General features: G+C 71.0%; 31 protein-coding genes. 24 read left to right on the top strand and 7 right to left on the bottom strand.

Going from position 1 to position 26,170, the window contains the following annotated elements; translation table 11 throughout:
- Positions 1-2: 2 nt before the first annotated feature.
- The 6 genes from HNO83_RS01965 to HNO83_RS01940 are packed head-to-tail and all read left to right on the top strand — an operon-like array spanning position 3 to position 6,029.
- Complete coding sequence (locus HNO83_RS01965; protein WP_175335802.1) at positions 3-896, top strand: carbohydrate ABC transporter permease; 894 nt, start codon at positions 3-5, stop codon at positions 894-896.
- Positions 893-1,732, top strand: coding sequence for a carbohydrate ABC transporter permease (locus HNO83_RS01960; protein WP_175335801.1), 840 nt, complete (start codon positions 893-895; stop codon positions 1,730-1,732). Before HNO83_RS01965 ends, HNO83_RS01960 begins: the two co-directional genes overlap by 4 nt.
- Before the next feature lie 25 nt (positions 1,733-1,757).
- A complete protein-coding gene (locus HNO83_RS01955; RefSeq protein ID WP_175335800.1) occupies positions 1,758-2,804 on the top strand; it encodes a LacI family DNA-binding transcriptional regulator in 1,047 nt (348 codons plus the stop codon).
- A gap of 11 nt (positions 2,805-2,815) precedes the next feature.
- Positions 2,816-3,796 (top strand): glycoside hydrolase family protein, encoded by a 981-nt coding sequence (locus HNO83_RS01950; RefSeq protein WP_175335799.1) that lies wholly within the window; start codon positions 2,816-2,818, stop codon positions 3,794-3,796.
- Complete coding sequence (locus HNO83_RS01945; protein ID WP_349627051.1) at positions 3,793-4,707, top strand: carbohydrate kinase family protein; 915 nt, start codon at positions 3,793-3,795, stop codon at positions 4,705-4,707. Before HNO83_RS01950 ends, HNO83_RS01945 begins: the two co-directional genes overlap by 4 nt.
- Positions 4,704-6,029: a NosD domain-containing protein gene (locus tag HNO83_RS01940; RefSeq protein ID WP_175335797.1), complete on the top strand. Its 1,326-nt coding sequence runs from the start codon at positions 4,704-4,706 to the stop codon at positions 6,027-6,029. Before HNO83_RS01945 ends, HNO83_RS01940 begins: the two co-directional genes overlap by 4 nt.
- Here HNO83_RS01940 and HNO83_RS01935 read toward each other — a convergent pair.
- Positions 6,021-6,317 (bottom strand): DUF2277 domain-containing protein, encoded by a 297-nt coding sequence (locus tag HNO83_RS01935; protein WP_175335796.1) that lies wholly within the window; start codon positions 6,315-6,317, stop codon positions 6,021-6,023. The two genes, HNO83_RS01940 and HNO83_RS01935, sit on opposite strands and share 9 nt — an antisense overlap.
- 147 nt (positions 6,318-6,464) lie before the next feature.
- On the opposite strand from HNO83_RS01935, the gene HNO83_RS01930 reads away from it, so the two are divergent.
- Positions 6,465-7,475: an aldo/keto reductase family protein gene (locus tag HNO83_RS01930; RefSeq protein WP_175335795.1), complete on the top strand. Its 1,011-nt coding sequence runs from the start codon at positions 6,465-6,467 to the stop codon at positions 7,473-7,475.
- A gap of 120 nt (positions 7,476-7,595) precedes the next feature.
- Here the strand turns inward: HNO83_RS01930 and HNO83_RS01925 are convergent, their stop codons facing one another.
- On the bottom strand, positions 7,596-8,108 hold the full coding sequence (locus HNO83_RS01925; protein ID WP_175335794.1) for a GNAT family N-acetyltransferase: 513 nt from the start codon (positions 8,106-8,108) through the stop codon (positions 7,596-7,598).
- A gap of 172 nt (positions 8,109-8,280) precedes the next feature.
- Between HNO83_RS01925 and HNO83_RS01920 the strand changes: the two genes are divergently transcribed.
- From HNO83_RS01920 to HNO83_RS01885, 8 genes are read left to right on the top strand one after another with little or no spacing between them, the layout of a single operon-like run.
- The gene (locus tag HNO83_RS01920) at positions 8,281-8,661 is read left to right on the top strand and encodes a hypothetical protein (protein ID WP_217498558.1); all 381 of its coding nucleotides are present in this window, start codon (positions 8,281-8,283) and stop codon (positions 8,659-8,661) included.
- Entirely contained in the window at positions 8,658-8,945 is a 288-nt protein-coding gene (locus HNO83_RS01915; protein ID WP_175335793.1) for a hypothetical protein, read from the top strand. Before HNO83_RS01920 ends, HNO83_RS01915 begins: the two co-directional genes overlap by 4 nt.
- Positions 8,942-9,367, top strand: coding sequence for a hypothetical protein (locus HNO83_RS01910; RefSeq protein WP_175335792.1), 426 nt, complete (start codon positions 8,942-8,944; stop codon positions 9,365-9,367). The genes HNO83_RS01915 and HNO83_RS01910 overlap by 4 nt, the downstream gene beginning before the upstream one ends.
- Entirely contained in the window at positions 9,354-9,833 is a 480-nt protein-coding gene (locus tag HNO83_RS01905) for a hypothetical protein (RefSeq protein WP_175335791.1), read from the top strand. Before HNO83_RS01910 ends, HNO83_RS01905 begins: the two co-directional genes overlap by 14 nt.
- 56 nt (positions 9,834-9,889) lie before the next feature.
- Positions 9,890-10,267, top strand: a complete 378-nt coding sequence (locus HNO83_RS01900; RefSeq protein WP_175335790.1) for a hypothetical protein — start codon at positions 9,890-9,892, stop codon at positions 10,265-10,267.
- Positions 10,264-11,499: a hypothetical protein gene (locus HNO83_RS01895; protein WP_175335789.1), complete on the top strand. Its 1,236-nt coding sequence runs from the start codon at positions 10,264-10,266 to the stop codon at positions 11,497-11,499. The genes HNO83_RS01900 and HNO83_RS01895 overlap by 4 nt, the downstream gene beginning before the upstream one ends.
- 18 nt (positions 11,500-11,517) lie before the next feature.
- Complete coding sequence (locus HNO83_RS01890; RefSeq protein WP_175335788.1) at positions 11,518-11,841, top strand: hypothetical protein; 324 nt, start codon at positions 11,518-11,520, stop codon at positions 11,839-11,841.
- Positions 11,838-12,155 carry a hypothetical protein gene (locus HNO83_RS01885; protein ID WP_175335787.1) on the top strand — a complete coding sequence of 106 codons (318 nt, stop codon included), beginning with the start codon at positions 11,838-11,840 and terminating at the stop codon, positions 12,153-12,155. The genes HNO83_RS01890 and HNO83_RS01885 overlap by 4 nt, the downstream gene beginning before the upstream one ends.
- Positions 12,156-12,215: 60 nt before the next feature.
- Here HNO83_RS01885 and HNO83_RS01880 read toward each other — a convergent pair whose 3' ends face one another.
- Positions 12,216-14,870 (bottom strand): lamin tail domain-containing protein, encoded by a 2,655-nt coding sequence (locus tag HNO83_RS01880; protein ID WP_217498557.1) that lies wholly within the window; start codon positions 14,868-14,870, stop codon positions 12,216-12,218.
- Positions 14,871-14,942: 72 nt separating this feature from the next.
- Positions 14,943-15,692, bottom strand: a complete 750-nt coding sequence (locus HNO83_RS01875) for a CDP-alcohol phosphatidyltransferase family protein (RefSeq protein WP_349627050.1) — start codon at positions 15,690-15,692, stop codon at positions 14,943-14,945.
- An 83-nt stretch (positions 15,693-15,775) separates the two neighbouring features.
- Between HNO83_RS01875 and HNO83_RS01870 the strand changes: the two genes are divergently transcribed.
- From HNO83_RS01870 to HNO83_RS01835, 8 genes are all read left to right on the top strand, one after another.
- A complete protein-coding gene (locus HNO83_RS01870; protein ID WP_175335786.1) occupies positions 15,776-16,753 on the top strand; it encodes a zinc-dependent alcohol dehydrogenase in 978 nt (325 codons plus the stop codon).
- Positions 16,753-17,148, top strand: a complete 396-nt coding sequence (locus HNO83_RS01865; protein ID WP_175335785.1) for a 6-pyruvoyl trahydropterin synthase family protein — start codon at positions 16,753-16,755, stop codon at positions 17,146-17,148. The genes HNO83_RS01870 and HNO83_RS01865 overlap by 1 nt, the downstream gene beginning before the upstream one ends.
- Entirely contained in the window at positions 17,145-18,209 is a 1,065-nt protein-coding gene (locus tag HNO83_RS01860) for a glycosyltransferase family 4 protein (protein WP_175335784.1), read from the top strand. Before HNO83_RS01865 ends, HNO83_RS01860 begins: the two co-directional genes overlap by 4 nt.
- Entirely contained in the window at positions 18,206-19,024 is an 819-nt protein-coding gene (locus HNO83_RS01855) for an SAM-dependent methyltransferase (RefSeq protein WP_217498556.1), read from the top strand. The genes HNO83_RS01860 and HNO83_RS01855 overlap by 4 nt, the downstream gene beginning before the upstream one ends.
- Before the next feature lie 11 nt (positions 19,025-19,035).
- Positions 19,036-20,088: a lysylphosphatidylglycerol synthase domain-containing protein gene (locus HNO83_RS01850; RefSeq protein ID WP_175335783.1), complete on the top strand. Its 1,053-nt coding sequence runs from the start codon at positions 19,036-19,038 to the stop codon at positions 20,086-20,088.
- Positions 19,988-20,716, top strand: coding sequence for a RibD family protein (locus HNO83_RS01845; RefSeq protein ID WP_349627057.1), 729 nt, complete (start codon positions 19,988-19,990; stop codon positions 20,714-20,716). The genes HNO83_RS01850 and HNO83_RS01845 overlap by 101 nt, the downstream gene beginning before the upstream one ends.
- Positions 20,713-22,338 carry an alkaline phosphatase family protein gene (locus HNO83_RS01840; protein ID WP_175335781.1) on the top strand — a complete coding sequence of 542 codons (1,626 nt, stop codon included), beginning with the start codon at positions 20,713-20,715 and terminating at the stop codon, positions 22,336-22,338. Before HNO83_RS01845 ends, HNO83_RS01840 begins: the two co-directional genes overlap by 4 nt.
- Positions 22,339-22,412: 74 nt before the next feature.
- A complete protein-coding gene (locus HNO83_RS01835) occupies positions 22,413-22,823 on the top strand; it encodes a hypothetical protein (RefSeq protein ID WP_175335780.1) in 411 nt (136 codons plus the stop codon).
- 73 nt (positions 22,824-22,896) lie between these two features.
- Here HNO83_RS01835 and HNO83_RS01830 read toward each other — a convergent pair whose 3' ends face one another.
- The 3 genes from HNO83_RS01830 to HNO83_RS01820 all read right to left on the bottom strand — a co-directional run bounded on the left by HNO83_RS01830 (position 22,897) and on the right by HNO83_RS01820 (position 24,650).
- Entirely contained in the window at positions 22,897-23,337 is a 441-nt protein-coding gene (locus HNO83_RS01830) for a MarR family winged helix-turn-helix transcriptional regulator (RefSeq protein ID WP_175335779.1), read from the bottom strand.
- On the bottom strand, positions 23,337-23,546 hold the full coding sequence (locus tag HNO83_RS01825; RefSeq protein ID WP_175335778.1) for a hypothetical protein: 210 nt from the start codon (positions 23,544-23,546) through the stop codon (positions 23,337-23,339). Before HNO83_RS01825 ends, HNO83_RS01830 begins: the two co-directional genes overlap by 1 nt.
- Before the next feature lie 78 nt (positions 23,547-23,624).
- A complete protein-coding gene (locus HNO83_RS01820; protein WP_175335777.1) occupies positions 23,625-24,650 on the bottom strand; it encodes a LacI family DNA-binding transcriptional regulator in 1,026 nt (341 codons plus the stop codon).
- Positions 24,651-24,806: 156 nt separating this feature from the next.
- Between HNO83_RS01820 and HNO83_RS01815 the strand changes: the two genes are divergently transcribed.
- On the top strand, positions 24,807-26,159 hold the full coding sequence (locus tag HNO83_RS01815) for an ABC transporter substrate-binding protein (protein WP_217498555.1): 1,353 nt from the start codon (positions 24,807-24,809) through the stop codon (positions 26,157-26,159).
- The last annotated feature ends 11 nt before the right edge of the window (positions 26,160-26,170 follow it).

Genomic DNA, 26,170 nt, shown 5'->3' with positions numbered 1-26,170 from the left:
CCATGCGCGCCTCCGACCGGCGCTTCGCGGCCCTGCTCATGCTGCCCGCCGCGCTCTTCCTCGCCGTCTTCATCGGCTGGCCCCTCCTGCAGTTCGTCGGGGACTCCTTCTACAGGATCAGCCCGATCGCGGGAGGGCCGCGCGAGTTCGTCGGGTTCGCCAACTACGTCACGGCGTTCACCAGCTCCGACTTCGGCAACGCCGCATGGCGGACCGTCGTCTACACGATCATCGTGGTGGCGTTCGAGTTCGTGCTCGGCCTGCTCGTCGCGCTCCTGTTCACCTCGCTCGGCTCCAGCTCTCGTGTGTTCCGCACGATCTTCCTGTACCCGCTGATGATCGCCCCGATCGTGGCCGGCCTGCTCTGGCGCTTCCTGCTGATCGACAACTTCGGGATCGTCAACGAGCTCCTGCAGTCGGCCGGGATCATCCACTCCAGCGACCAGATCCAGTGGCTGAGCGACCCGAACATCGCGCTCTTCTCGGTCGCCATCCCGGACATCTGGCTCACCACCTCGTTCATCACCCTCGTGCTGTTCGCCGGGCTGCAGAACATCCCCGGCGACGTGATCGAGGCCGCACGGCTCGACGGCGCCCGGTACACGACCATCCTGTTCCGCATCGTCATCCCGCTGCTGCGGCCGGTCATCGCCGTCGCGCTCATCGTGCGCGGGATCGACGCGGCCCGCGCCTTCGACGTCATCGTCATCCAGACCAACGGCGGCCCGCAGCAGAGCACCGAGACGCTCTCGCTGCTGATCTACCGGACCATGGTCCGGTTCGGCGATCCCGGCCTCGCCAGCGCGATGGGCACGGTCTACCTGATCGCGATGCTCGCCGTCGCCCTCGTCGCGATCCTCACCATCTGGCGGCCGGGAAGCGAGACGGAACGATGAACGGACTGGAGGCGCGGCGGCTCAGCTCCCGCGCACTGCTCTGGCTGATCCTGGTCGCCGTGGTCGTGCTGTACGGCTTCCCCTTCCTGTACATGCTGTTCACGTCGTTCAAGACGCCGCTGGAGACCATCTCCGTGCCGCCCAAGCTGCTGCCGACGGTGTGGACGGTGGACAACTACATCGCCGCGCTGACCCGCGACGGCGTGCTGGCGTCGTTCGTCAACAGCATCGTCACGGCGGTCCTGAGCACGCTCATCTCGCTCGCGCTCGCCATCCCGGCCGCCTACGCGGTGACCCGGTTCCGCACCAGGACGGGGCGGATCTTCATCGTGCTGGCGCTCGTCGCCCGGATGGTCCCGCCGATCGTCATCGGTGTCCCGATGATCTCGATCTTCCGCACGCTCGGCATCTCCGACACGTCGCTCGCGCTCGCCATCGCCCACACCACCATCTCGCTCCCGCTGTCGATCTGGCTCATGTCGAGCTTCTTCGAGGCGGTCCCGGCCGAGCTCGAGGAGGCGGCGAAGATCGACGGCAGCAGCAGGCTCGGAGCCCTGTGGCGCGTGGTCATCCCGGTGACCGCGGGCGGCGTCGCCGTCACCGCGATCTTCGCCTTCCTCGCCAGCTGGAACGAGTTCCTGTTCGCCCTGCTGCTCACGGCGGTACGGTCGCAGACGACGCCGATCGTCATCGCCAACTTCCAGACGCAGTTCGGGCTCGATTGGGGGTCGATGACGGCGCTCGCCGTGGTCTACTCCATTCCGGTGATCCTGCTGACGCTGCTGCTGCAGCGGCACATCGTCGCCGGGCTGACACTGGGGGCGGTCAAGGGATGACTCCGTGGGGGAAGGAGAGGCAGGGGTGGCTGTGAAGAACGCCGGGATCCGCGACGTGGCGCAGCTCGCCGGGGTGTCCGTCACCACGGTGTCGCACGTGCTCAACGAGACGCCGCACACGCGGGTGTCGGAGGACACGCGCGAGCGGGTGAGGCACGCGGCGAAGACGCTCGGCTACGGCCCGAACCGCATGGCGCAGGCCCTGCGGACCAACCGTTCCGGGCTGATCGGGCTCCTCAGCGAGGAGATCGCGACCACCCCGCACGCCGGCCGCATCATCCTGGGCGCCCAGAACGCCGCCCGGGAGCACGACCTCACGCTGGTCATCATCAACACCGAGCGCGAGGCCGACGGGACCTCCCACCGCGAGGACGTCCAGGCCCTGATCGACCGGCAGGTGGATGCGGTGCTGTACGCGACCATGTACCACCGGACCGTCTCCCTCCCGCCCAACCTCCAGGGCATCCCCGCCGTGCTGATCGACTCGACCGACCGGGCCGGGATCGTCCCGGCGGTCGTGCCGGACGAGGTGGGCGGGGCGGTCGCCGCGGTCGCGCACCTGGTCGAGGCCGGGCACACGCGCATCGGCTTCCTCAACAACGACGACGACGTGCCGGCGACGCACCTGCGCCTTGCCGGCTACCGCCGGGTGCTCGAGGAGAACGGCATCCCGTTCGACGAGCGCCTCGTGCTCTCCGCGCCCTCCGAGACGCTGCCCGGCTACGGGCTCGCCCGCGAGATGCTCGGCAGGAGCGACAGGCCGACCGCGCTGTTCTGCTACAACGACCGGATGGCGATGGGCGCCTACCGCGCGGCGGCGGAGCTCGGGCTCGACATCCCGCGCGACCTGTCCGTCGTCGGGTTCGACAACCAGGAGCTGATCGCGGCGAACCTGTTCCCCGGGCTCACCACCGTCGCGCTTCCCCACTACGAGATGGGCGCCTGGGCCGTCGAGACGCTCGTCCGGCTCCTCCACGACGACGCCGACCCACGCCGTCTCTCCGACGAACCGACGCTGCTCGACTGCCCGCTGGTGGTCAGGGACTCCGTCGCCGCACCACGCACCGACTGAAAGGGACACACATGCTCCGTCTCGCCGCCTCCTGGGTGTGGGACTTCTGGATCGCCGACGACGGCGACGACTTCCACCTGTTCTTCCTCAAGGCGTCCCGCGCGCTGCTCGACCCCGACCGGCGGCACTGGCGCGCGACCATCGGCCACGCCACCTCCACGGACCTCACGCACTGGACCGAGCACGCCGACGCCGTCCTGCCGGACGATTCGCCGGCGTTCGACGACCTCGCCACCTGGACCGGCTCCGTCGTGCGGCAGGACGACGGGACGTGGCGGATGTTCTACACCGCGGTCAGCCGCGCCGAGGGCGGCCTGAACCAGCGGATCAGCTCCGTCGTCTCGGACGACCTCTTCACCTGGCGCCGCGAGCCGGAGCGCCAGGTGCTCGAACCGGACCCCCGGTGGTACGAGACCGCCGAGACGCGGCAGTGGCCGGACCAGGCGTGGCGTGACCCGTGGGTGTTCCGGCAGGGCGGCCTCTGGCACATGCTCGTAACCGCCCGCGCGAACCACGGGGCGCCGGACGATCGCGGCGTGGTGGGTCACGCCACGTCCGACGATCTGCAGCGCTGGACCGTGCAGCCGCCGCTCTCCGAGCCGGGGGCGGGCTTCGGCCACCTGGAGGTGCTGCAGACCGTGGAGGTCGACGGCCGGCCGGTCGGGCTCTTCTCGTGCCTCGCGACCGAGCTCTCCGCCGGGCGCAGGGCCGCAGACGGCGTCGGCGGCGTCTGGGCCTTCCCGGCGGACTCGCCGACCGGGCCGTTCCACATCGAGGAGGCGTACCGGCTGACCGACGAGCGGCTCTACGTGGGCCGTCTCGTGCAGGACCGCGCGGGGGACTGGCAGCTGCTGGCCTTCCGGAACGACGACGAGGCGGGCGGATGGGTCGGCGAGATCACCGATCCGCAGCCCGTCCGCTGGAGCGGGGGACGGCTGCAGCCGCATGTCGGCGAGACGCAGGCGGCGCTGGACGCGCGGATGCCGTCGTGACCGGCGGAGCGCTCGTCGTCGGCGAGGCCCTCATCGACGAGGTCGTCGACGGCGGCAGCGTCAGCCGCCATCCCGGAGGCTCGCCCGCGAACGTGGCCCTGGGACTGGCGCGGCTCGGCGTCGCCACCCGGTTGCACACGGCGATCGGCGACGACGAGGACGGAGCACTGATCCGTCGTCACCTCGGCGGCTCCGGTGTCGGGCTGACGCCGGAGTCGGTCACCCCCGCGCCGACCTCGAAGGCCGTGGCCACCCTGGCCGCCGACGGGTCTGCCACCTACCGCTTCGCGCTGACCTGGGCACCGGCGCCGTTGCGCGACCTCGGGTCGCCGGCGGTCGTCCACACCGGGTCCATCGGCGCGTTCCTGGAGCCGGGAGCCGAGGTCGCGCTGGAGGTGGTCGAGCAGGGCCGGTCGCAGGGGGCGCTGGTCTCGTTCGACCCGAACATCCGGCCGTCGCTGCTGCCGGACCCGGGAGCGGTCCGGGAGCTCCACACCCGGCTGGCGGCCGCCGCGCACCTGGTGAAGCTCAGCGACGAGGACGCCGGGTACCTCTATCCCGGTACGCCCCTCGAGGATGTCCTGGACCTCCTCGTCGGCGCCGGCGCCGGCGTCGCCGCGATCACCCGCGGGGGAGCCGGTGCGCTGCTGGCGAGCGGAGGGGAACGCCTCGGCGTCGACGCGATCCGCACGACGGTCGCGGACACCGTGGGCGCGGGCGACACGTTCATGGCCGCGCTCATCTGGGCGCTCGTCTTCGACGGCCCCGGCTGGGATGGCGGCCCTGTCACCGCCGGCCGCCTCCGCGCCGCCGGCGAGACGGCCGCCCATGCTGCGGCCATCACCGTCTCCCGGCCCGGGGCCGACCTGCCTCGGCTCGCCGACATCCGACCGGAAGGGGGCGGCCGATGAGCGGCGCCAACCACTACGACGTGACCGAGTGGCCGGTCGGCGACCCGGCGGAGGACGTCGGCGAGGTCATCAACAGCATCATCGCCGACGTCAAGCGGCGCCAGCACACCGCCGACGACGACGGGCGCGGGAAGCCGGGCGCGGTCATCCACCTTCCGCCCGGCGACCACCGGCTGCGCACCCCCGTGCGCATCGACGTCAGCTTCCTCCGGATCGAAGGCTCGGGTCACGGCTTCACCTCGTCCAGCATCCGGTTCAACGTCCCGGAGGAGGAATGGCCCGACCTGCACGAGCTCTGGCCGGGCGGCAGCCGGGTGCTCGTCGACACCCCGGGGCCGGCCTTCATCGTCGAGCGCAGCGGCAGCCCCCGCATCAGCTCGGTGGAGTTCTCCGGCTTCTGCATCGACGGCCTGCACTTCGCCGACGACGGCTCCGGGCTCGACCCGGAGAATACGTACGTCAACGGCAAGACCGGCATCCACGTCGCGAGCGCGAACGACTCGTTCCGGATCACCGGCATGGGTTTCGTCTACCTCGAGCACGCGCTGACCATCCATCACGCGGACGCCCTCTCGATCCACGACAACTTCATCGCGGAGTGCGGGAGCTGCATCGAGCTGCGCGGCTGGGGGCAGGCCTCGAAGGTGACCGACAACCTGATCGGCGCCGGCTTCCGCGGGCACTCGATCTACGCCGAGAACCACGGCGGCCTCCTCGTCACCGCGAACAACGTGTTCCCGCGCGGCGCGAGCAGCGTGCACCTGCGCGGGGTGAGCAGGTCGAGCGTCACGAACAACCGAATGCACTCGTTCTACCCGGGGATGGTCCGGCTCGAGGACGGCAGCTCCGAGAACCTGGTGGGTTCGAACCATTTCCTGCGGGACCGCGAGCCGTGGACGCCGTTCCAGGACGTCGACAACGGTGTGGACGACGACTTCGGGCTGCTGCGCATCGGCGGCGACAGCAACTCGGTGATCGGCAACCACTTCTCGGTCGTGGTGGACCCGGCGACCGTCCGTCCCCTGGGTGCCCGTCCCGTCGTCGTGCGGTTGGAGGAGGGCGCGGGCAACCACGTGGCGAACAACCACATGGTCGGCCTCGCGGTGCGCGCGACCTCCGGCGACTCGGCGTATGCCGCCCAGGTGGATGCGCTGCTCACGACGGGCGAGGCGGAGGCGCTGGACGTCACGACCGTCCTGGTCGATCCGGCATCGGCGCGCAACACCGTCCTCGACTCGGGCACGGACGACGAGGTCGTCATGGATCGCGCCGGCAACGCCTTCCGGGCGACGCCGGGCCTCGCCGCACCCGCCTCACGCTGAGGCGGTGCGGATCCTGACCTCGCGCTCCATGCGCTTCTCGTGGCGCTCGCGGCCCTTGACCGCCTCCAGCTCCCGGTTCTTGGGCGGGGCGCTGGTCACGAGCTGGTCGAGCATGCGGCGCGTGGCCTCCGCGATCTCGTCGATCGCCTGCTCGAAGGCGGCCGCGTTGGCGCGGGACGGACGCGTCGACCCGCTCACCTTGCGGACGAACTGGAGGGCGGCCTCCCGGACCTCGTCGTCGCTCGTCGGCGGGTCGAAGTTGTGGAGGCAGCGGATGTTCCTGCACATGCCGCGACCCTAGTCCGACCGCGCCAGCGCCGCGACTGCGGGATTGATCGGCGGCGTCGCTGAGTGCGAGAGGCATTTGCTGTTGGAGTGATGAGAGGATGCGCGTCTACCATCGCGTGCAGACCAACGTCACGGAAGGGAACGACAGTGCAGTTCAGATACCTGGGGAACTCCGGCTTCAAGATCTCCGAGATCACCTACGGGAACTGGTTGACCCACGGCTCCCAGGTGGAGAACGACACCGCGACCGCGTGTGTCCGCGCCGCGCTCGAGAACGGGATCACCACCTTCGACACCGCCGACGTCTACGCCAACACGCTGGCGGAGTCGGTGCTCGGCGAGGCGCTGAAGGGCGAGCGCCGCCAGTCGCTCGAGATCTTCACCAAGGTGTTCGGGCCGACCGGTCCGAAGGGGCACAACGACGTCGGGCTGTCGCGCAAGCACATCCTGGAGTCGATCGACGGCTCGCTGCAGCGACTGCAGACCGACTACGTCGACCTCTACCAGGCGCACCGGTTCGACGTCGAGACGCCGCTCGAGGAGACCATGCAGGCGTTCGCGGACGTCGTTCGCCAGGGCAAGGCCCTCTACATCGGCGTCAGCGAGTGGACCGCCGACCAGCTGCGCGCCGGGCACGCGCTCGCCAAGGAGCTGGGCATCCAGCTGATCTCGAACCAGCCCGAGTACTCCGCGCTGTGGCGCGTGATCGAGGCGGAGGTCGTGCCGACCTCCAAGGAGCTCGGCATCTCGCAGGTCGTCTGGTCGCCCGTCGCGCAGGGTGTGCTGAGCGGCAAGTACAAGCCGGGGGCACCGCTGCCCGAGGGCAGCCGGGCCACCGACGAGAAGGGCGGGGCCGGCGCGGTCAAGCGCTGGCTGACGGACGACGTGCTCACCCGCGTCCAGGAGCTCACCCCGATCGCGCAGGAGCTCGGCCTCACCCCCGCACAGCTCGCGGTGGCCTGGGTGCTGCAGAACGACAACGTCGCGACCGCCATCATCGGCGCGTCCCGGCCCGAGCAGGTCGCGGAGAACGTGAAGGCCTCGGGCGTCACCATCCCTGCCGAGCTGCTCGGCCGGATCGACGAGGTGCTCGGCGGCGCCGTCGAGCGCGACCCCTCGCACACGGCGACGCGCTCCCCGAAGACGCGCGAGGCCTGACCCCGCCGCGCCCTCGCTGCAGAGACGGAGGAGTTCCGGGTCCTGTCGGGCCCGGAACTCCTCCGTTCGCCGTCAGGCGGCGGCGCGTCGCACGCCGCCGCCTCCCTGTTTCGACGCTGTTCAGGCGGCGAGGTCGCGCACGAAGGTCAACAGGACGAAGCTGCGTCCGTCCGGCAGCTCGACGACGCCCTCGCGCTCCGACCGGCGGCTGAAGCCCAGCTTGCGGTACAGCGCGTGCGCGCCGACCATGTCCGGCCCGCTGTTCAGCACGACCGCCCGCGCACCGCGCTCCGCGGCCTGCTCGACGGCGAACTCGGTCAGCGCGATCCCGACCCCGCGCCCGCGCGCGTCCGGGTGGGTGGCCAGCAGCCGGAAGTAGAGTTCGTCCGGCCCGATCTCCCCGTGCATGTCGTGCCCTGGGCGCAGGATCGCGATGGTCCCGATGAGCTCGTCCGTCGCGTCGTCCTCCGCGACGAAGAACGCGAACGAGTCGGTCAGAGCCTCGGGATGCCGCAACTCGTTCTGGTAGTTCGACGGAAGGTCGTCGTAGTCGTGCGTGTAGGCCGCGTGCGTGAGCGCGCCGATCGCCGGGAACTCGGAGTCGGCGGCGGGCCTGATGTGGAAGCCGGTCATCGGTTCCACCGTAGTCGGCAATTGCGGCCACCGTGCGTCCGGATTCGCACAACTGGTGTTAGAACATTAAACATCAATCTTGATTCGGAGGGGCATGATTCGGCGTACTTCTCCCCGGATGTGGCGAAGCACAAGTCATTCCATGGCGGGGCGTCGGCGAAAGTGCGCCCGAATGGTTGCGACCTTCGCCGTTGCATTTGGGGTGGTTGCCGGAACGAGCGCGTGCTCACTGATCGGAGGGCGGCCTGTGAGCCAGGAAGAGACCACGAGAACGAATCTGGCGAACCAGCGAAAAGTCGCGTCACTGTTCCTGGTCGACTACCCGCACCCGGAGCTCACAGCGATGCGCTTCACTCGGGAGGGGGAGCGCCCGGGGTTGGGAGTCCCATGGAGTGTCAACGTCGTCGTCACGGTCGCGGGCACGGACTACAACGAGATCCTTGCGACAAACGACGTGTGGGGCGGCGATCGACTTCCCGAGTTGCATCCCGGCTCAACCCATGGTCCCGTGACCGTCACGTACAGCGACGGAACGGCAGAGGTGTTCCAGTGACGACGGCATACGACTACAAGTCGGTCGCGCAGGAGGCCTACAACGTCGACCCGCTGAAGCAGCAGCCTCCACTCGCAGAGGGTTCTTACTTCCGTGGCGGCGTCAGCGGCCAGGAGTACCTGGTGGTCCATACGTCCACCAACCCGATCTCCGGTTTCCAGGGCATGGCCGTCGTCCCTGTGGTGGACGGCGCCCCCGACTTCTCGCAGCTGATCGTCTCGTACGCGGGCACCAATCCCGACCATCGCGCCGATGCGATCGCCGTCATCGGAGAGGGCCGATGATGCCGGCTGCATCTGGTGTCGGCGCGCTTGGCCGTCTGGCGGCGACGCTGGCAATCGTTTGCGGTATCGCCGGAACTGCAAGCGGATGTTCGACTATCGAAAGCAGGGCAGTGAGCCAAGAAGAAACTACGAAGGTCAACCTTGCGAACCAGCGAAGGGCGGCGGTCATGTTTCGGCGTGAATACCGCAATCCTGAGTTGAAAGCGATCCGCTTCATGCGGGAGGGAGGGCGTCCCGGCCTCGGTGCGCCATGGGGTGTGAACGCCCGGATCACTATTGGCGACCAACACTATGAAGAAGTCCTGCAGCTCGACTCCTGGGCGGGCGAGCAGTTGCCTCCGGAGGTGCTCGGAGACGAATTGGCGGGTGTCGTCGTGACGTACAGCGATGGAGCTTCCGAGGTGTTGAATGACAACCGCTGAGGATTACGAATCGCTCTCGGGGTGGGCCTATTTTGCGGACCCCCTCAAACAGGACCCGCCTCTGGTTGAAGGGTCGAGAATTCCAGCGCAGGGTTCGACTCCCGAATACCTGGTGGTCCACACCGCCACCAACGCGGTCTCCGGGTTCCAGGGCATGGCCGCCGTTCCCGTGGTGAACGGCGCACCCGACTACTCGCAGCTGATCGTCTCGTACGCGGGCACCAATCCCGACCATCGCGCCGATGTGATCGCGGATGTCGTGACGGTCGTGGGCTTGCAGTCCGGTTCCGGCACGCAGGCGGCGGAGGCCCTGGCGTTCTCCGATGAGGCGCGTGCGAAGGTGGCGAAGCGCAACAACAACGTCCGGCCGACCATGTCGACAAACCGTTATCAGCAATTGCGGTCAGTGTGCGTTCGCCGATCTAGGACTGATGTTGATACTTTCAATTTCAAGTCCGCACCCTGAAAGCGAGGTGGGCTCCAGTGCGACGCCGAAGTTTCCTGGCGGCCACGGCTGCCCGCGTGACCATGGCGATCATTCTGGCCGTCGGCATAGGTGCCGTGGGTAACGGATGTTCATTGATCGGAGGTACAACGGTGAGCCAGGAAGAGGCCAGAGAGATTAACTTGGAGAATCAGCGCAGGGTAGCGCTGAAGTTCATCAACGATTATTCGAATCCGGAGCTGACTGCGCTTCGTTTCACCAACGAGGGCGGACGCCCGGGGTTCGGCGCGTCGTGGCGCGTGAACGCTGTCGCAACAGTAAATGGCGCGGATTTTGAGGAGATCCTCGCGACAGATTTCTGGGGCGGCGATCCCCTCCCGGATACGCCGGCCGGCGCCGCAGCAGCATCGGTCTGTGTGACCTATTCCGATGGCACATCGGAGATTCTCAAATGACCACCGCGGAGGATTACAAGACGCTCTCCCAGGAGGCGTACTCCGTCGATCCTCTGAAGCAGTACCCACCGCTTGCTGAAGGACAAAAGTTCACGGCCGGTCCAGGCGAGCAGGAGTACTTGGTCGTCCATACGTCCACCAACCCGATCTCCGGCTTCCAGGGCATGGCCGTCGTCCCTGTGGTGGACGGCGCCCCCGACTTCTCGCAATTGATCGTCTCTTACGCGGGCACCAACCCGGACCATCGCGCCGACGCGATCGCGGATGTCGTGACGGTGGTCGGCCTGCAGTCCGGCCAGGGCACGCAGGCGGCGGACGCTCTCGCCTTCGCCGATGAGGCTTCGGCGAAAACGACGAAGCGCAACGGCGGTGTCCCGCCCGCCATGTCGACGACGGGGCACTCTCTGGGCGGCTACCTTGCGATGCTGGTCGCCGCCGAGAGGCGGTGCCGGTCGACGGCGTTCAACGGTCCCATCCCGTGGGAGGACCTGTCGCCCGAGGCCAAGGCGTGGCTGAAGGCGGAGTTCGCGGCGGGCAGGAATCCGCTGACGGATTACGTCAATGAGTACGACATCGTCGGGAACTCCGTACTTGACTGGCTGGGGGCGATTGTTTATGTGGAGGGGACGCCCCTGAAGGACGTCCTGTCGTACCACGATCTGGAGGAAGCCTTCGACTTCGACGACGAGGGTGCCGTGATCGGGGCAGGAGTCCCGGGGCGCACCGACCAGGAGATCATCGCGAACCTCGTGAGCAGGGACGCTCCGGCGCCGTCCTGGCTTCTCGTTCCCGTGCTGTCAGCGACGATGGGCGCTCTGCGTGACCCTGGAGTGGGGTCGACGGTCGGGAAGCTGGTGTCCGGCCTGATCGTCACGGTCGATACCGTGGCGGCCATGGGTATGTCCTCGGGCATCCTCGGCGCCGCGGATGCGTTGCGCGGGATCAAGTCCGTGAACGAGGGCCTGGAGGAGCAACTGCAGCAGGGACTCACTGGTGCGATGACAGCGGTGAACCTCTTCCCCTTCGTGACAGAGCACGACGTGCTGGAGTGCGTGGAGCGGAACCGGCTCGAGGTGCGACACAACCTCGATTTGGAGGCCGTCGCGGAGGTCGGTCGCCTCGTGGACGACCACATCGAAACCGTCTTCCAGCTTGTGGCGGGCATCGGCCGGGCCGTGGCGCACGCGGTGGCGCAAGACATGGAATGGTCGCAGGCGTATGGCGATCGGTAGGCAGAAAGGAGACGACGCGTGAGCACTATCGAGGACATCATGACCGCTGCCGAAGACATGGCCGATGCGGCCGCCGAAGCGATCGACGGGCTCGTCCACGACGGCGCGGTGCAGTTGCTGAACGCGATGCTGCCGCCCATGGTGCACGGCGGGAACGAGCTCACGAAGGCGGCCGCCTGGGCGCAGATCGCCGCCCACTCCGCAGCGGTCCAGGCCCACCGGGCCGGCCTGGGGATGGGCAACACGGTGCTGGCGGGCATGGTTGCCAAGAAGGTCGACGAGGGCCTCGCGCATCTGGCGAAGGACACCGACTACGCCCGGGCGGTGAACAGCATCCGATGACCGACAGGAACAGCCTCCGCGACCTGGAGGAGAGACACGACGAAGCGCGGACGGCCGTACGCCGCCGGATCGAGACGGCGGACGAACGGCTGATGCACTACCGGTCACAGATGAACGCGATGCGGGAGACCTTCCACGGGGTGGCCGTGCAGCGGGGAGTGGCCGACGACCCGGGCTTCCGTCTCGCGTTCGAGCAGGTGTCACACGACTACGACGAGCACATCCGGGAAGGCGTCCGGGTGCTCGGCGAACTGCAGGACGAGTACGACGCCCTGACCCGCGAGCAGCAGAATGAGCGTGAGGGCCTCAGCTGATGCGGGCGTTCGCCCGGGAGGAGACGCACTCCGCCCGGGCGAACCGTCTGTCCGCGTCCGTTACCGCCCCCGCTGCCCTACGGCCGCCTTCCGCCGCCGCGCGGCCACCAGCCCGGCTCCACCGACGAGCAGTGCGAGCGCCAGCAGCGGCGGCGCCGCGCCCATGTCGGTTCCGGTCGACGCGAGCGCCGTGGCGGGGTCTCCGGCCGCTGTACCGGATGCCGCGACCGTGAACGCGGCGCTGGCCACGACCGTGCCGCCGACGGATGCGGTGACCGTGTGCTGGCCGGGCGCGACCGCCGGGACGGCGAACGTGAAGGTCAGCGTCCCGTCCGGAGCCGCCGTCGCCGTGCCGAGTGCGACCGGGGCGGAGTGGAACTCGAACGACACCTGCGTGCCCGGGGCGAAGTGGTCGCCGCGGATGGTGACGCGGTCGCCGGCGATGCCCGAGCCGAGCGAGAGCGCGAGCGCGGCCGCCGGGGTCGACGGGGTCGAGACGCCCTGGCCCCCGAGGGCCAGGTCGCAGGCGATCCGGCCGGTGTACAGGGCGTGGCCCTCGGTGGCGCTGCCGGGGCCTGTGCCGTAGACGCCGTCGTCCGACCACAGCGCCTCGCGCGTGCCGCCGCTGCAGGTCGAGGCGGGGGCGAGCGCGAAGCCCTCGAGGTTGTCCACCGGGAGGCCGGCGGGCTTGGCGTAGACGACCTGCGGGACGATCGCCCCGGTCCCGTCGACCTTCAGCACCGTCGAGGCGACGCCGCAGGTGTTGTCGCACAGAGCCCAGATGCGCTGTGTCGCCGCGTCGAACTGCACGTCCATGACGTGGCCCATGCCGGTGTCCACCACGGCGACGCGGTGGAACGAGTGGTCGCTGTTCAACGCGTACGCGTACAGCTTCCCGTCGTTCTCCAGCGCGGCGAAGAACAGGCCGCTGCCGTGCTGCGGGTAGTCCGCGGGCCGGTACGTCTTCCCGGTGGACTGGTCGACGAAGCCGTTCGCGGTCAGGTAGCTGTCGGGCACGAACGCGACGCCCTCGAAGCCGAGGTTCGCCTCCGTCTTGCTGCCCGCGTGCAGCTCCGGGAACTCCGCCGTCAGGTCCCACTGGTCGGTGGCGACCAGCTGCGTCGCCGACGAGGCCGGGTCGATGCGCAGGATGGAGTTGAGCGGGATGGTGTTGGCCGCGTTGTTGCGCTCGGTCGTGACGTAGAGCGCGCCGTCCGGGCCGACGGTCAGACCCTCGGAGTCGGGTTGGTTGGTCGCCGTGTCCGTGCTGCCCGGGAAGAAGATCTGCTTGCCCGCGCTCCAGCCGTTGGCCGTGTCGGCGACCCACAGGCCGCCCTGCTTCACCATCCGGAACACCCAGCTCTTGTTCTTGACGCTGTAGAGCACGTTCGGGTCGGCGGGGTCGAAGACCAGGCCGCTGACGTCGCGGCCCTCCGGGCCCGTGGTGGTCTCCCACGCGCACTGCTGGTCCGCGACCACGACGGAACCGCTGCCCGGCCACGCGGTCGGGGTGAGTGCGGAGGCGGGGAGGGTGCCGGTGCCCGACGGGGCCTCCGGCTGGCAGGTGAGCGTCGGGCCGCCGCCGTTCCCGCCACCGCCCGGGTTGGTGAGCACGTTCTGGCAGGCGGTCGCGTTGGAGGCGCCGAAGCTCTTGGCGGCGACCGAGGCGAACGCTCCCGTGCCGTCCGGGCAGCGGGCGTAGGCGCCGGCGCCGAAGCCGTTCGTCTCGTCCGTCCCGGCCTCGCCCGCGGTGTAGTCGACCGAGTCGACGAGCGTGCCCGCCGTGCCGCCTGCGCCGTCCGGGAGGTAAAGCCGAACGCCGTCGCCGCCGCTGCCCAGGCCCTTGGTGGAGCCGAAGTAGACGTAGCCGTGCGCCGGGACGACCGTGGTCGCGGTGCCGTCGGCCAGCTTCGCGGCGAACGGAGCGGGCGTCGCCGCACTGCTGTCGACCTGCAGCCAGCCGCTGATGTCGACGTCGGCCGCGCCGCTGTTGAGCAGTTCGATCGCGTCGGTCACGGGAGTGGCGGTGTTGTCGGAGGACACCTCGTTGATGTGGACGTGGGTCCAGTCGGGCGCGCCCGGCGCGAAGCGGCTCGCGCCCGGCGAGCCGATGTCGCCGCTCGCCGAAGCCCACGAGGCCTCCGCGTCGCCCACGACGGAGAGCTGCCACTGCGATGCGTCGTCGGCGCCGAGCGCGGCGGCGGTCGTCGGCACGCCCGAGAAGCCCTGGGTGCGCGGGCCCTTCACGGTTCCCGTGCCGGCGTCGTTGTAGGTGAGCCGGTCGACGAGGTTCGCGACCGGGTCGGTCCCGTCGAAGAGGTTGATCTCGTCGGCGCGCCCGAGACCGGCAGGGTTGCCGCCGAGCACCTTCACGTCGGCGCCGAGCGACCACTCGGTGCGGAAGGCGGCCGCCGTGGTGTCGGTGACGATGGCGGACTCGCCGGGCGCCAGCGTCCCGAGCGAGTCGAGCGCGACCGTGCCGGGCGTCCTGCTGTCGTCGTCGAACGACCAGCCGGCCAGGCTGACCGAGGTCGTGCCGAGGTTGGTGAACTCGATGAACTCGGCGCCCGTGCTTGCGGGGCTGTACATCCACTCGGTGATGCGGACGTCGGGTGCGGCCGCGGCCTGGGCGGCCGTCGGGAGGGCGAACGCCAGCGTTCCGGCGGTCGCGGTGGCGGCGAGGGCCCCCACGGCTCGGGTTCTGAGAAGTCTCATAGAGACGGAAGCTAACGAAACCGGCCGTCCGGGCGGCGACGCCCGGGTGAACGGGCGGGAAACGCCCGCGGGTCAGCGCGACCGCTGCGCGACGACCGGCTCGCGTACCACCTCGGCGTCGTGCCGGCGGCGGAACAGCCACAGCACGTCCCGGCCGAACGACTCCAGCAGCAGCGCGAGCGCGACGGCGACGAGCAGCGCCGCCAGGCCCGGACTCGCGCTGGAGGAGGCCAGGGCGAGCGCGATGCCGGCCACGGCGGTCACCACCTTGCGCCAGTAGCGGGCCGGGAGGGTGCGGTCGAGCCAGGGCAGCATCCACCCGGCGGCGACGAACGCGTACCGCAGCAGCCCGATCGCGAGCACCCAGGGGCCCAACGACCCGGCGACGTGGATGCTGAGCACCAGCAGCAGGAACGCGTCCACCTCCATGTCGAAGCGGGCACCGAGGGCGCTGACCGAGTGGGTGCGGCGGGCCACCCAGCCGTCGACCGCATCGAGAGCGAGCGCGGGCACGACGACCGCGACCAGGAAACCGGGGGAGAGCGGCCCGGCGAAGGACGCCGCCACGAGTCCCGCGATCAGCCCGACCAGCGAGGAGCGCACCGCGGTGACCGCGTTGGCGGCGCCGAACCGCCTGGCTCCGGAGCGCACCAGCCCGCGGAGCAGGAGCGCGGACGAGACGAGGAGGTAGGCGACGAGCGCCGCCCATCCCACGACCGACGGCACGACGGCCCCGGTCGCCACCGCCAGCGTCTGCCCGGCCAGGGCGAGCGCGGCCCCACCCGCCGACCAGCCGATCGCCTCGAAGTGAACTCTTTCCACGCCTGCCTCGTGTTCCCGGGTACGACCCCTTCGCTGTGTAATACGAGAAGGGGGCGCCGCAGGTTCACGCGGAGGGAGACGACGTGCGGGAGGTCACAGCGTTCTGGACGGAGCGGCCGGGCGCCGGCGCGCTCCGCACCGAGGCGCTGCCCGCACCCGGCGAGGGCGAGGTCCTGGTCCGGACGCTGCACACGGGGGTGAGCCGCGGCACGGAGACGACGGTGTTCGGCGGGCGGGTTCCGCCGAGCGAGTACGAGCGGATGCGGGCGCCGTTCCAGGAGGGCGACTTCCCCGGCCCGGTGAAGTACGGCTACCTCAACGTCGGCCGCGTGGAGGAGGGTCCGGAGGACCTGCTCGGCCGGGTCGTCTTCACCCTGTTCCCGCACCAGTCGGCGTTCGTCGTCCCCGCGCGAGCCGTCATCCCGGTGCCGGACGACGTGCCACCCCGGCGCGCGGTGCTGGCGGGCGCTGTCGAGACCGCTGTCAACATCCTGTGGGACGCGGCGCCGCTTCTCGGCGATCGGGTCACGGTGATCGGCGCGGGGATGATCGGGTGCTGCGTCGCCAGGCTGGCCGGCGGCATCCCCGGCGCGCGGGTGACGCTGGTGGACACCGAGCCGGGCCGCCGCGCGGTCGCCGGCCGGCTGGGGGTCGGCTTCGCCGAACCGGATGAGGCGCCGGGCGACCAGGACGTCGTCGTGAACACGAGCGGGTCGGAGGACGGCCTGCGACTGGCCCTCCGCACCGCGGTCGACGAGGGCGAGATCGTCGAGGCGAGCTGGTACGGCGACCGGCCGGTGACGCTCCCGCTCGGCGGCGACTTCCACTCCCGGCGGCTGAGCATCCGGTCCAGCCAGGTGGGTGCGGTGTCGCCGCGGAGGCGCGACCGGCGCAGTACGTCCGACCGGCTGGCGCTCGCTCTGGACCTGCTGCGGGACCCGGCCTTCGACGTCCTGCTCACGGGCTCCTCGTCGTGGCGGGAGCTGCCGGAGACGATGGCCGCGCTCGCCGCCGGGCAGCGGGACGCGCTCTGCCACACGATCGACTGGAGGGATGCCTGATGCCGTACACGGTCACGGTCCGCGACCACATGATGGTCGCGCACAGCTTCACGGGGGAGGCGTTCGGGCCCGCGCAGCGGCTGCACGGCGCCACGTTCGTCGTCGATGCGACCTTCGGCGCGGACGACCTGGACGCCAACGGCGTCGTGGTCGACATCGGCCGGGCGTCCGCCGCGCTCGCCGAGATCACCGGCGCCCTGACTTACCGCAACCTGGACGAGCTGCCCGAGTTCGCAGGCCGGAACACCACCACCGAGGTGCTCTGCCGGGCCATCGCGGACCGGCTCGCCGAACGGGTGGCGGCGGGCGACCTCGGCGGCGGGGCCGTCGGCACGATCGCCGTCACGCTGCACGAGTCGCACATCGCGTGGGCGAGCTACACGAGGTCACTGTGAGCGGACATCCCGTCGTCGTCTTCGCGGTCCCGGACGGGATCGACGACCCCGCACGCGTGAGCGGCGGCAACGTCTACGACCGGCACGTGGCGGAGGGCCTGCGGCTGGACGGCTGGGAGGTCCGGCTGCTTCCCGTGGCGGATGCTCCCGCGGCGCTGGAGGCCGCGCTCGCCGGGGTGTCCGACGGCGCCGTGGTGCTCGTCGACGGGCTGCTCGTCCAGCGGGAGCCCGCGGCGCTTCCCGCGCAGGACCGCCGCCTGCGTTTGGTCGTGCTCGCGCACATGCCTCCGCCGGAGGACGGTCCGGGCGCCCGCGGGTCGTTCCGGTCAGCGCGGCGGATCGTCGCGACCAGCGCGTGGACGCGGACCGAACTGATCGCACAGGATGCCGCGGAGCCCGCGCGCATCGTCGTCGCGCGCCCCGGGACGGAGCCGGCGCCGGCGTCCCGGCCGTCGGCGGCCGGCGGCAGGTTGCTGTGCGTCGGGGTGGTCGCCCCGCACAAGGGGCAGGACGTGCTGGTGGCGGCCCTCGCCGCCGCCCGGGACGTGCCCGGCTGGACGTGCACGATCGTCGGTTCGACCGAGACGGAACCGGAGTTCGCCGCGGGACTGCGCGCCGCGGTCGCTGAGGCGGGGCTCGGCGACCGCATCCGGTTCGGGGGCGTGCTCACCGGGTCCGACCTCGACGAGACCTATGCGAGCGCCGACCTCCTGGTCGCGCCGTCGCGCAGCGAGAGCTACGGCATGGCGGTGGTGGAGGCGCTGGCGCACGGCATCCCGGTCGTCGCGTCCGCCGTCGGCGGCATCCCGGAGGCGATCGCCGACGGTCGCGGCGCGGTCACCGTGCCGCCCGGCGACGCCTGGGCGCTGGAGCGCGTGCTCCGGCGCTGGTGGGGGAGCGCGGAGTGGCGCGCCGAGCTGGCCGCGGCGGCGCGGGACGCGCGCGGCGCCCGTCCCGGCTGGGCGGACACCGCCGCGACGGTCGGGCGGGCGCTGCGGGAGGTCGCGGACGAGGTCCCGAGCGTGCATCCGCGACCGGTGGGATCGGCGGTGCGATCGTGAGCGGCGTCATCGAGGTCAGCAGCGACTGGCTGGCCCTCCGGGAGGCGGAGGACGCCGGCGCGCGCTCGGGCGCGCTCGCCAGGGCCGCAGCCGCGCTGCTGCAGGCGGGGCCCGTCACCGTGCACGACCTCGGCAGCGGAACCGGGTCGATGGCGCGCTGGCTGGCGCCGTCGCTGCCGGGACCACAGACCTGGGTGCTGCACGACTGGAACGCCGACCTCGCCGCGCAGGCCGCCGCCCGCGGCATTCCGCGAGACCGCGAGGGCCGGACGGTGACGCTGCGGTCGAGTGTCGAGCCGCTGGAGCGATTGACCGCCGCCGACCTCGACGGCGCCTCGCTCGTCACGGCATCCGCGCTGCTCGATGTGCTCACCGCGGAGGAGGCGCACGCCGTCGTCGACGCGTGCGTCGCGGCTCGGGCGCCCGCGCTGCTCTCGCTCAGCGTGACGGGGGAGGTCGCGCTGCGTCCCCGGCATCCCCTCGACCGTCGCGTGGCGGCGGCATTCAACGCGCACCAGCGCCGGGAGGTCGACGGCCGCCGGCTGCTCGGTCCGTACGCGGGGCGCATCGTGGAGGGGCTGTTCCGGCTGGCCGGCTGGAACGTCCGCCGGGCGCTCACGACCTGGCGGCTCTCGGACCGCGACCCGCGACTGCTCGACGAGTGGTTCGAAGGCTGGCTGGCGGCGGCGGAGGAGCAGGAGCCGCGCCTCCGGAGCGACGCCGCTGCCTATCGGGAACTGCGGCGCTCGCAGCAGCGCCGGGGCGAGCTCTCCGCGGTGGTCTACCACCTCGACCTGCTGGCGGGGCCGCGATGACCGTCCGGGAGGTGACCTCGGCAACCGGGCGGATCGTCCGCTCCCGGCGGTTCATGCTCGTCGCCCGGTTCGTCGTCGCCGGCGCCGCGCTCGCCGCCGTCGTGTGGCGCGTCGGCGCGGGCCCGTTCCTCCACGGCCTGCTCAGCCTGCGGCCGGCGGTCCTCGCCGCCGCGATCGCGCTCGCCTTCGTCGCCACCGCCGCCGCCGCATGGCGGTGGCACCTCGTCGCCCGCGGTCTCGGCGTCGAGGTCGCCTGGCCGCGCGCCGTCGGGATGTACTACCGCTCGCAGTTCCTCAACACCGTGCTGCCCGGCGGCGTGCTCGGGGACGTGCACCGGGCGGTCGACCACGGCCGAAGCACCGACCGCCCGGGCCGGGCGGCGCAGGCCGTCGCGGGGGAGCGCGTCGCGGGCCAGCTCGTGCAGCTCGTCATCACGGTGGCCGTGCTGCTCGCCGCGGGCGCCGCGTTCGGCGGGGTGCTGTTCCCCGCGATCGGCGGCGTGCTCGCCGTCGTGACCGTCGTCCTGACGGCCTCGGCCCTCCTGAGCGCCCGGATGCGACGCCTGCTGCACGCCGGCGTGCACCGGCTGCGCACCGACCGCCGCGCCGTGATCGCCCTGGCCCAGATCGCGGCCGCCTCGGTCGTCGTCGTCGCGTGCCACGTCGCGACCGTCGTGCTCGCGGCGGCTGCAGTCGGGGTGCGCCTGCAGCCGGACCGGATGCTGACGCTCGCGGTCGTCGTGCTGTGCGCCGCGTCCATCCCGGCGAACGTCGGCGGCTGGGGGCCGCGCGAGGGGGTCGCCGCCTGGGCGTTCGCCGTCGGCGGCTCCACCGCCTCCCTCGGCGTCTCCGCCGCCACCCTCGTCGGCGTGCTCGCCGTCGTCTCCGTCGTCCCGGGCGTGCTCGCGGCGGCACTCGTCCCTCTGATCGTGAGGAGGACCTCCCGTGTCCGAGCGTCCCTACGTGACCGTCAACTGCGCCATCTCCCTCGACGGCTACCTCGACTCGGCCGACCCGCCGCGGCTGGCGCTGTCGAACGCGGAGGACTTCGACCGGGTGGATGAGCTGCGCGCCCGCAGCGACGTCATCCTGGTCGGTGCGCGCACCGTCCGCCGCGACAACCCGCGGCTGCTGGTGCGGAGCGCCGAGCGGCGCGGCCGGCGCGAGGCCTCGGGCGCCGAGCGCTCGCCGTGGAAGGCGACCGTGACGGCGACAGGCGACCTCGATCCGCGGGCGGCGTTCTTCACCGAGGGCGACTCCCGCAAGCTGGTCTACTGCCCGCGCCAGGAGGCCCGGCGCATCGGCCGGCGACTGGGCGAGGTCGCCGAGGTGGTGGGGCTCGGCACGGAGGTCGTCATGGCCGACCTCCTCGACGACCTCGGCGGCCGCGGCGTGCGGCGGCTGATGGTCGAGGGCGGCGGGGTGACCCTGACGCAATTCCTCGCCGAGGGACTCGTGGACGAGCTGACCGTCGCCGTTGCGCCCTTCTTCGTCGGGGACAGGCGTGCCCCGCGCTTCGTCGGCGACGCGGCGTTCCCCTGGTCGGCCGAGCGTCGCGCCGAGCTCGTGGAGGTGCGCCCGATCGGGGACGTCGTCCTGCTGCGCTACGCGCTCTCCGACCGGTTCGAGCTCGCAACCGGTGCCGCGGCGGCCGACGTCCGCCGCGGCGCCGGCACGGGGGAGGGCGCGTGACGGCCCGCACGCGCCGCGTCGTCTCGCGGATGCTCGACGTGCTCGCCGCCGTCGTGGTGGTGCTCGCGTGCCTCGCACCCGGCCTGATCGCGTCCGACTCCCTGCTCGCGCTCGTCCGCATCCCGCTGGAGGGCGTGCTGGCGCTGGTGCTGCTCCTCCTGCTGCCGTGGCGCCGTGCCCGCCGCATCGTGGCCGTCCTGCTGGCGATCGCACTCGTCGTCTCCGCGCTGCTCGCGGCCCTCGACCGCGTGTTCGCCTCCACGGTCGGCCGCCCGTTCGACCCGGTCGGCGGGTGGAAGGAGCTCGGCGACGGCTACGGCGTGGTCAGCGACTCCACCGGGCCGGTCGGGGCGGCCGCCCTCGTCGCCCTGCTCGGGGTCGCGGCGTTCGCCGCCGTCGCGCTGCTGGCGGCCGCGCTGCTCCGCGTGACGCGCCTGCTCGCCCCGCGACGGAGCCCTGCGCTCATCGGAGCGACCGGCGTCACCGCGGGCTGGCTGGTGGTCGCCCTCGTCGGGGCCCAGCTGGTGCCGGGCGAGCCGGTCGCCGCCGCCGACACGGTCTCCACCGGGATCGCGAAGACGCGCGAGGCGGTCGAGACCGTCGGCGCGCAGGCTGCGCTGGCACGGCAGACGGGCTCCGATCCGTACGCGCAGGTCCCCGCATCCGACCTGCTCACAGGGTTACGCGGGAAGGACGTGATCGTCGCCTTCGTGGAGAGCTACGGCCAGGTCGCCGTGCAGGGGACCGGCTTCTCTCCCGGAGTGGACGCCGTGCTGCGGGACGGCACGGCACAGCTGACCGCGCAGGGGTACTCCCAGCGCAGCGCCTTCCTCACCTCGTCGACCTTCGGCGGCATCAGCTGGCTCGCCCACTCCACCCTGCAGACCGGCCTCTGGATCGACTCGCAGCAGAAGTACGACCAGGTCACGTCGAGCGACCGCTTCACCCTGAGCGCGGCGTTCCGCAAGGCGGGCTGGCGCACCGTGAGCGACGTGCCGTCCGACACGAAACCGTGGCCGGTCGGTCGCTCGTTCTACCACTACGACGAGCTGCTGAACGCGACCGACGTCGGCTACCAGGGCCCGAAATTCAGCTACGCCCGCATCCCGGACCAGTACACGCTCGCCCACTTCCAGCAGCGCGAGCTGGCGAAACCGCATTCGCCGGTGATGGCGGAGATCGACCTCGTCTCCTCGCACACCCCGTGGACGCCGCTCCCGCAGGTGGTGCCGTGGGACGCGATCGGCGACGGCTCGATCTACGACCCGCAGCCCGCGCAGGGCCTCCCGCCGAGCGTGGTGTGGCGCGACCCGAAGCACGTGCAGCAGCTGTACGGCGAGTCGGTGCAGTACTCCCTCCGGTCGCTGTTCTCCTTCCTCGGCGCCGTCGACGACCCCAACCTCGTGCTCGTGGTGCTCGGCGACCACCAGCCGGCCTCCGTGGTGAGCGGCGCGGGCGCGAACCACGACGTCCCGATCAGCATCGTCGCGAAGGACCCGGCCGTAATCGACCGGATCTCCTCGTGGAAGTGGGAGCCCGGGATGCTGCCCTCGCCGTCCGCGCCCGTGTGGCGGATGGACGCGTTCCGCGACCGCTTCCTCTCCGCCTTCGGGCCGGGGTGAACCATCCCGCGCCCCATCTCGTGTTCTCGACAGGGCCGGCACAGCGCCGGCGCGAACGGAAGGCAGGTGTCCTCATGTCCGAACGGAGCCGCGGCCCGCTGCTGGCCTTGCGCATCCTGAGTGCGATCCTCCTGGCCGTCGCCGGCGGCATCCACCTCTACCTGCTCACCGTCGGGGTCGGCGGCCTGCTCGGCGTGCTCTTCGTCCTCAACGGGATCGCCGGTCTCGTGCTCGCGATCGGCGAGCTGGTGACGCGCGGCGCACTGCTGCGGATCACCACCGTGCTGGGCCTGCTCTTCCTCATCGCGAGCCTGGCCGCCCTCCTTCTCGCCCTCACGGTCGGCCTGTTCGGCATCCGCGAGGTGTGGAGCTTCACCCTCGTGCCCGAGACGGTCATCGTCGAGTCCATCGGGATCGTGGTGCTCGCGATCACGACGGCCGCCGTGCTGCGCCGGCCGCGGGGGCTGCAGACGGCCGCCGGTTGACGACTGCGGCCGTGCGTCACGACCGCGGGTGCGCGCGCACCCGCGGTTGTTCCGGATGGGCGCAGTCGCGCCGCTACTCGGCCGGGCGGGCCGCCGCGATCAGCTTGGTCATGGTGGCGTGCAGCTCGCCCAGTTCGTCCGCGTCCATCCCGAGGCGCTGCATCATCGTGCCGGGGATGGTCTCGGCGTACGACCGCAGCTCGCACCCCGCGTCGGTGAGGGCGACCTCGAGCACGCGCTCGTCGCGCGAGGAGCGCTCGCGCGTGACGTAGCCCAGCGCCTCCAGGCGCTTGAGCAGCGGGGACACCGTCGCCGGCTCCAGGGCGAGCAGGTCGGAGAGCCGCCGGACCGAGAGCGGCCCGTGCTCCCAGAGCGCGAGCATGACCAGGTACTGCGGATGTGTCAGCCCGACGGGCTCCAGCACCGGACGGTAGGCCGAGATCACCGAGCGCGCCGCCACCGAGAGGGCGAAGCAGACCTGGCTCTCAAGCGCCAGCGGGTTGGCCGTCGTCATCACGGGCAGTGGATGCGCGTCGACGTGCGCGAGTCCTCGAAGCGCTCGATGCGGTGCTGGTCGAGCGGCTTCCCGCACAGCGGGCAGGCGGCGTCGGTGCGACGGACGTCCGGCTCCTCGGGGTGCCCCGCGCCCAGCTGCGCCGGACCGGTGAAGGTGCGGACGACGTCGTTGGCGCGTTCGTAGAAGCGCCACATGCGGCCTGCCATGATGATCCTTTCCACGATTCATTCGTGTACGAATCATTATTGCACTAATTGATGCGCTCGTCCACGGAGCGCGGTGGCTCAGTCCGCCGTCGGCCGCACCGAGTCGCGCGCGATCACCGGCATCGGGATGAGCGTCTCGCCGGCAGGCTCCGGCTGCAGGATGAGCTCCACCGCGCGCGAGCCCATCGCCTCATGCGGGAGGGCGACGGTGGTCAGCCCCGGCCGGAGGTAGGCGGCCAGTTCGTCGTTGTCGAACGAGACGATCGACAGGTCCTCCGGGATGCGCACCCCGGCCTCGCTCGCCGCCTGGTACGCGCCGAAGGCGAGCCGGTCGTTCATCGCGACGATCGCCTTCGGCCGGGTCTTCTGCCGCAGCAGGCGCCTCGTCGCCTGGTAGCCCTCGTCGGGCTCCCACAGCCACACCGAGGTCTCCGACACGAAGTCGAGCCCAAGCTCCGCCATCGTGTCCCGGATCCCGGCGACGCGCTGGGCCACGGTCGCCGACCGGAACAGCCCCTTCTCCTTGGCGTCGCTCTGGCCGAGCAGGGCGATGCCGTCGCGGAAGCCCGCGTCGGTGAGCACGTGAACCGCCGCGCGGCCGCCGCCGTACTCGTCGGGGAGCACCGCATGCGGGAAGCGCGCGTTGGTCGCGTTCAGCATGACCACCGGCGTCTCGATCCGGATCTCGGGCAGGAACAGCTCCCGGGCGCGCATGGTCGCGAACACGATCCCGTCGACCTGGCGGTCGAGCGCGGCGCCGATCGCCTCCGTCTCGCGCTTCGGGTCGCCGCCGGTCTCGAGCACCATCATCACGTGACCGGCGGCCTCGGCCGCGGTCAGCGCGCCCTTGATGAGGCCGGAGGCGAAGCGGGTGGTGGCGACGACGTCGGAGACGAAGGCGAAGGTGTGCGTCTTGTCGGTCTTGAGCCCGCGGGCCGCGACGTTCGGCCGGTAGCCGAGCTCCGCGGCGGCGGCGTGGACGCGGTCGTGGGCGTCCTGGGAGAGTCGCGTGTCGGGCCGCCCGTTCAGGATCATGGATGCGGCGGAGACGGACAGGCCCGCCTTCCTGGCCACGTCGGCCAGGGTCACGCGCTTGCTCAACATCGAGTGGTCCTCCTCCTTGCGGGATCGTATCCCGCTCCCCCCTTTGGCTGCGGCGGCCAGTTGACAATCGGCGCGGCGTAACTCAGTATAGGGCCTGCTGAAAGCATTTAGCACCGGGATCGCACCGAGTCCCGGTCCACGACGAAGGAGTCCTGCATGTCCACACCGACGCGCGTGAGGCGGGTGCGCGGCACTGCCGCCGCCGGCATCATCGTCTCGCTCACCGCCCTGGCCCTCGCCGGGTGCGCACCCGGATCGTCCACCGGTGGCGCCACCACGGCGACCGACGTCAGCACCACGCTCACCAAGGACAAGGTGCAACTGACGATCGCCGACGAGACCGGGTTCCCGCTGACGGACGACCTCACCAAGGAGTTCACCAAGCAGCACCCGAACATCACGTTCAAGATCACCCGCGACACGTTCCAGAACCTGACCGCCAACGCGCCGAAGCTGCTGGCGAGCTCCACCCCGCCCGACCTCATCCGCCTGCCGACCCTCGGCGACACGGTGAAGGACGGCCTGGTCGCCAACCTGGACCCGTTCTTCAAGGCCTACGGCTGGGACAAGTGGTCGCCCGCGCAGCTCGCGCCGCTGCGGATGACCAAGGACGGCGTCCGCGGCAGCGGCTCGCTCTACCAGCTGGGCCTCGGCTACAGCGTCACCGGCATCTTCATGAACACCAAGCTGGCGCAGCAGGCGGGCATCAGCGCACCGCCGGAGACGCTCGCCGAGCTCGAGGACGACTTCGCCAAGGCGAAGGCGGCCGGGATCGCCCCGCTGGTCGAGGGCGACAAGGACGGCGTCGTGAACTTCACCGTCCAGGCGGCGATGAACCAGTACGCCGACAAGCAGCAGTTCCTCGACTGGATGTTCAACAAGCCGGGCGCGACCTACAACACGCCGGGCAACGTCAAGGGTGCGGAGCTGATCCGCAAGTGGGCCGACGCCGGCTACTTCCCGTCCGACATCAACGCCCTCGACTACTTCACCTTCGTGAGCCGGTTCCAGGACGGCGGCGGCGTGTTCACCTTCAACGGCAACTGGGAGGCGGCGAACTACGCGAAGAAGCTCGGCAAGGACCTCACCTTCTTCCTCGTTCCTCCGGCGAAGAAGGGCGGCGACCACGTCGCGATGGGCGCCGCGAACTCCTTCTCGGTCGCGGCCAAGTCGAAGCACCTCAACGAGGTGGCGTACTTCCTCAACTGGGTGCACACCAACGACAAGGCGCGCCAGATCGTCGTCGACGTGACCGGCGCCGCCCCCGGCGGCGACCCGTCGCAGGCGCAGCCGAAGGTCGAGAAGGGCTCCATCACCGAGCAGGTCCTGGCGGCCGCGGCGCAGATCGCGAAGGAGGATGGTCAGGTCGACTTCATGGCGAACACGACGGCGGGCATCTACGCCGGCGCGATCATCCCGGAGTCGCAGCTGCTCGTCACCAGCAAGATCAGCGGCCAGGAGTTCGTGGACAAGGTCCAGGCCTTCTACGAGCAGGAAGTGAAGAAGTAACGATGACCTCG

The organism is Leifsonia sp. C5G2, assembly GCF_013359685.1.
Classification (GTDB): Bacteria; Actinomycetota; Actinomycetes; order Actinomycetales; family Microbacteriaceae; genus Leifsonia.
Note: the sequence above shows the minus strand (reverse complement) of the source record. Positions and strands in the feature narration are given on the sequence as shown.

Bases quoted from the DNA above. Each gene is read 5' to 3' on its own strand.
- HNO83_RS01920 (WP_217498558.1), top strand. From the start codon at position 8,281: ATGGTTGCGACCTTCGCCGTTGCATTTGGGGTGGTTGCCGGAACGAGC.
- HNO83_RS01895 (WP_175335789.1), top strand. From the start codon at position 10,264: ATGACCACCGCGGAGGATTACAAGACGCTCTCCCAGGAGGCGTACTCC.
- HNO83_RS01940 (WP_175335797.1), top strand. From the start codon at position 4,704: ATGAGCGGCGCCAACCACTACGACGTGACCGAGTGGCCGGTCGGCGAC.
- HNO83_RS01950 (WP_175335799.1), top strand. From the start codon at position 2,816: ATGCTCCGTCTCGCCGCCTCCTGGGTGTGGGACTTCTGGATCGCCGAC.
- HNO83_RS01935 (WP_175335796.1), bottom strand. From the start codon at position 6,317: ATGTGCAGGAACATCCGCTGCCTCCACAACTTCGACCCGCCGACGAGC.
- HNO83_RS01880 (WP_217498557.1), bottom strand. From the start codon at position 14,870: ATGAGACTTCTCAGAACCCGAGCCGTGGGGGCCCTCGCCGCCACCGCG.
- HNO83_RS01865 (WP_175335785.1), top strand. From the start codon at position 16,753: ATGCCGTACACGGTCACGGTCCGCGACCACATGATGGTCGCGCACAGC.
- HNO83_RS01965 (WP_175335802.1), top strand. From the start codon at position 3: ATGCGCGCCTCCGACCGGCGCTTCGCGGCCCTGCTCATGCTGCCCGCC.
- HNO83_RS01885 (WP_175335787.1), top strand. From the start codon at position 11,838: ATGACCGACAGGAACAGCCTCCGCGACCTGGAGGAGAGACACGACGAA.
- HNO83_RS01960 (WP_175335801.1), top strand. From the start codon at position 893: ATGAACGGACTGGAGGCGCGGCGGCTCAGCTCCCGCGCACTGCTCTGG.
- HNO83_RS01815 (WP_217498555.1), top strand. From the start codon at position 24,807: ATGTCCACACCGACGCGCGTGAGGCGGGTGCGCGGCACTGCCGCCGCC.
- HNO83_RS01910 (WP_175335792.1), top strand. From the start codon at position 8,942: ATGATGCCGGCTGCATCTGGTGTCGGCGCGCTTGGCCGTCTGGCGGCG.
- HNO83_RS01830 (WP_175335779.1), bottom strand. From the start codon at position 23,337: ATGACGACGGCCAACCCGCTGGCGCTTGAGAGCCAGGTCTGCTTCGCC.
- HNO83_RS01820 (WP_175335777.1), bottom strand. From the start codon at position 24,650: ATGTTGAGCAAGCGCGTGACCCTGGCCGACGTGGCCAGGAAGGCGGGC.
- HNO83_RS01905 (WP_175335791.1), top strand. From the start codon at position 9,354: ATGACAACCGCTGAGGATTACGAATCGCTCTCGGGGTGGGCCTATTTT.
- HNO83_RS01925 (WP_175335794.1), bottom strand. From the start codon at position 8,108: ATGACCGGCTTCCACATCAGGCCCGCCGCCGACTCCGAGTTCCCGGCG.
- HNO83_RS01825 (WP_175335778.1), bottom strand. From the start codon at position 23,546: ATGGCAGGCCGCATGTGGCGCTTCTACGAACGCGCCAACGACGTCGTC.
- HNO83_RS01835 (WP_175335780.1), top strand. From the start codon at position 22,413: ATGTCCGAACGGAGCCGCGGCCCGCTGCTGGCCTTGCGCATCCTGAGT.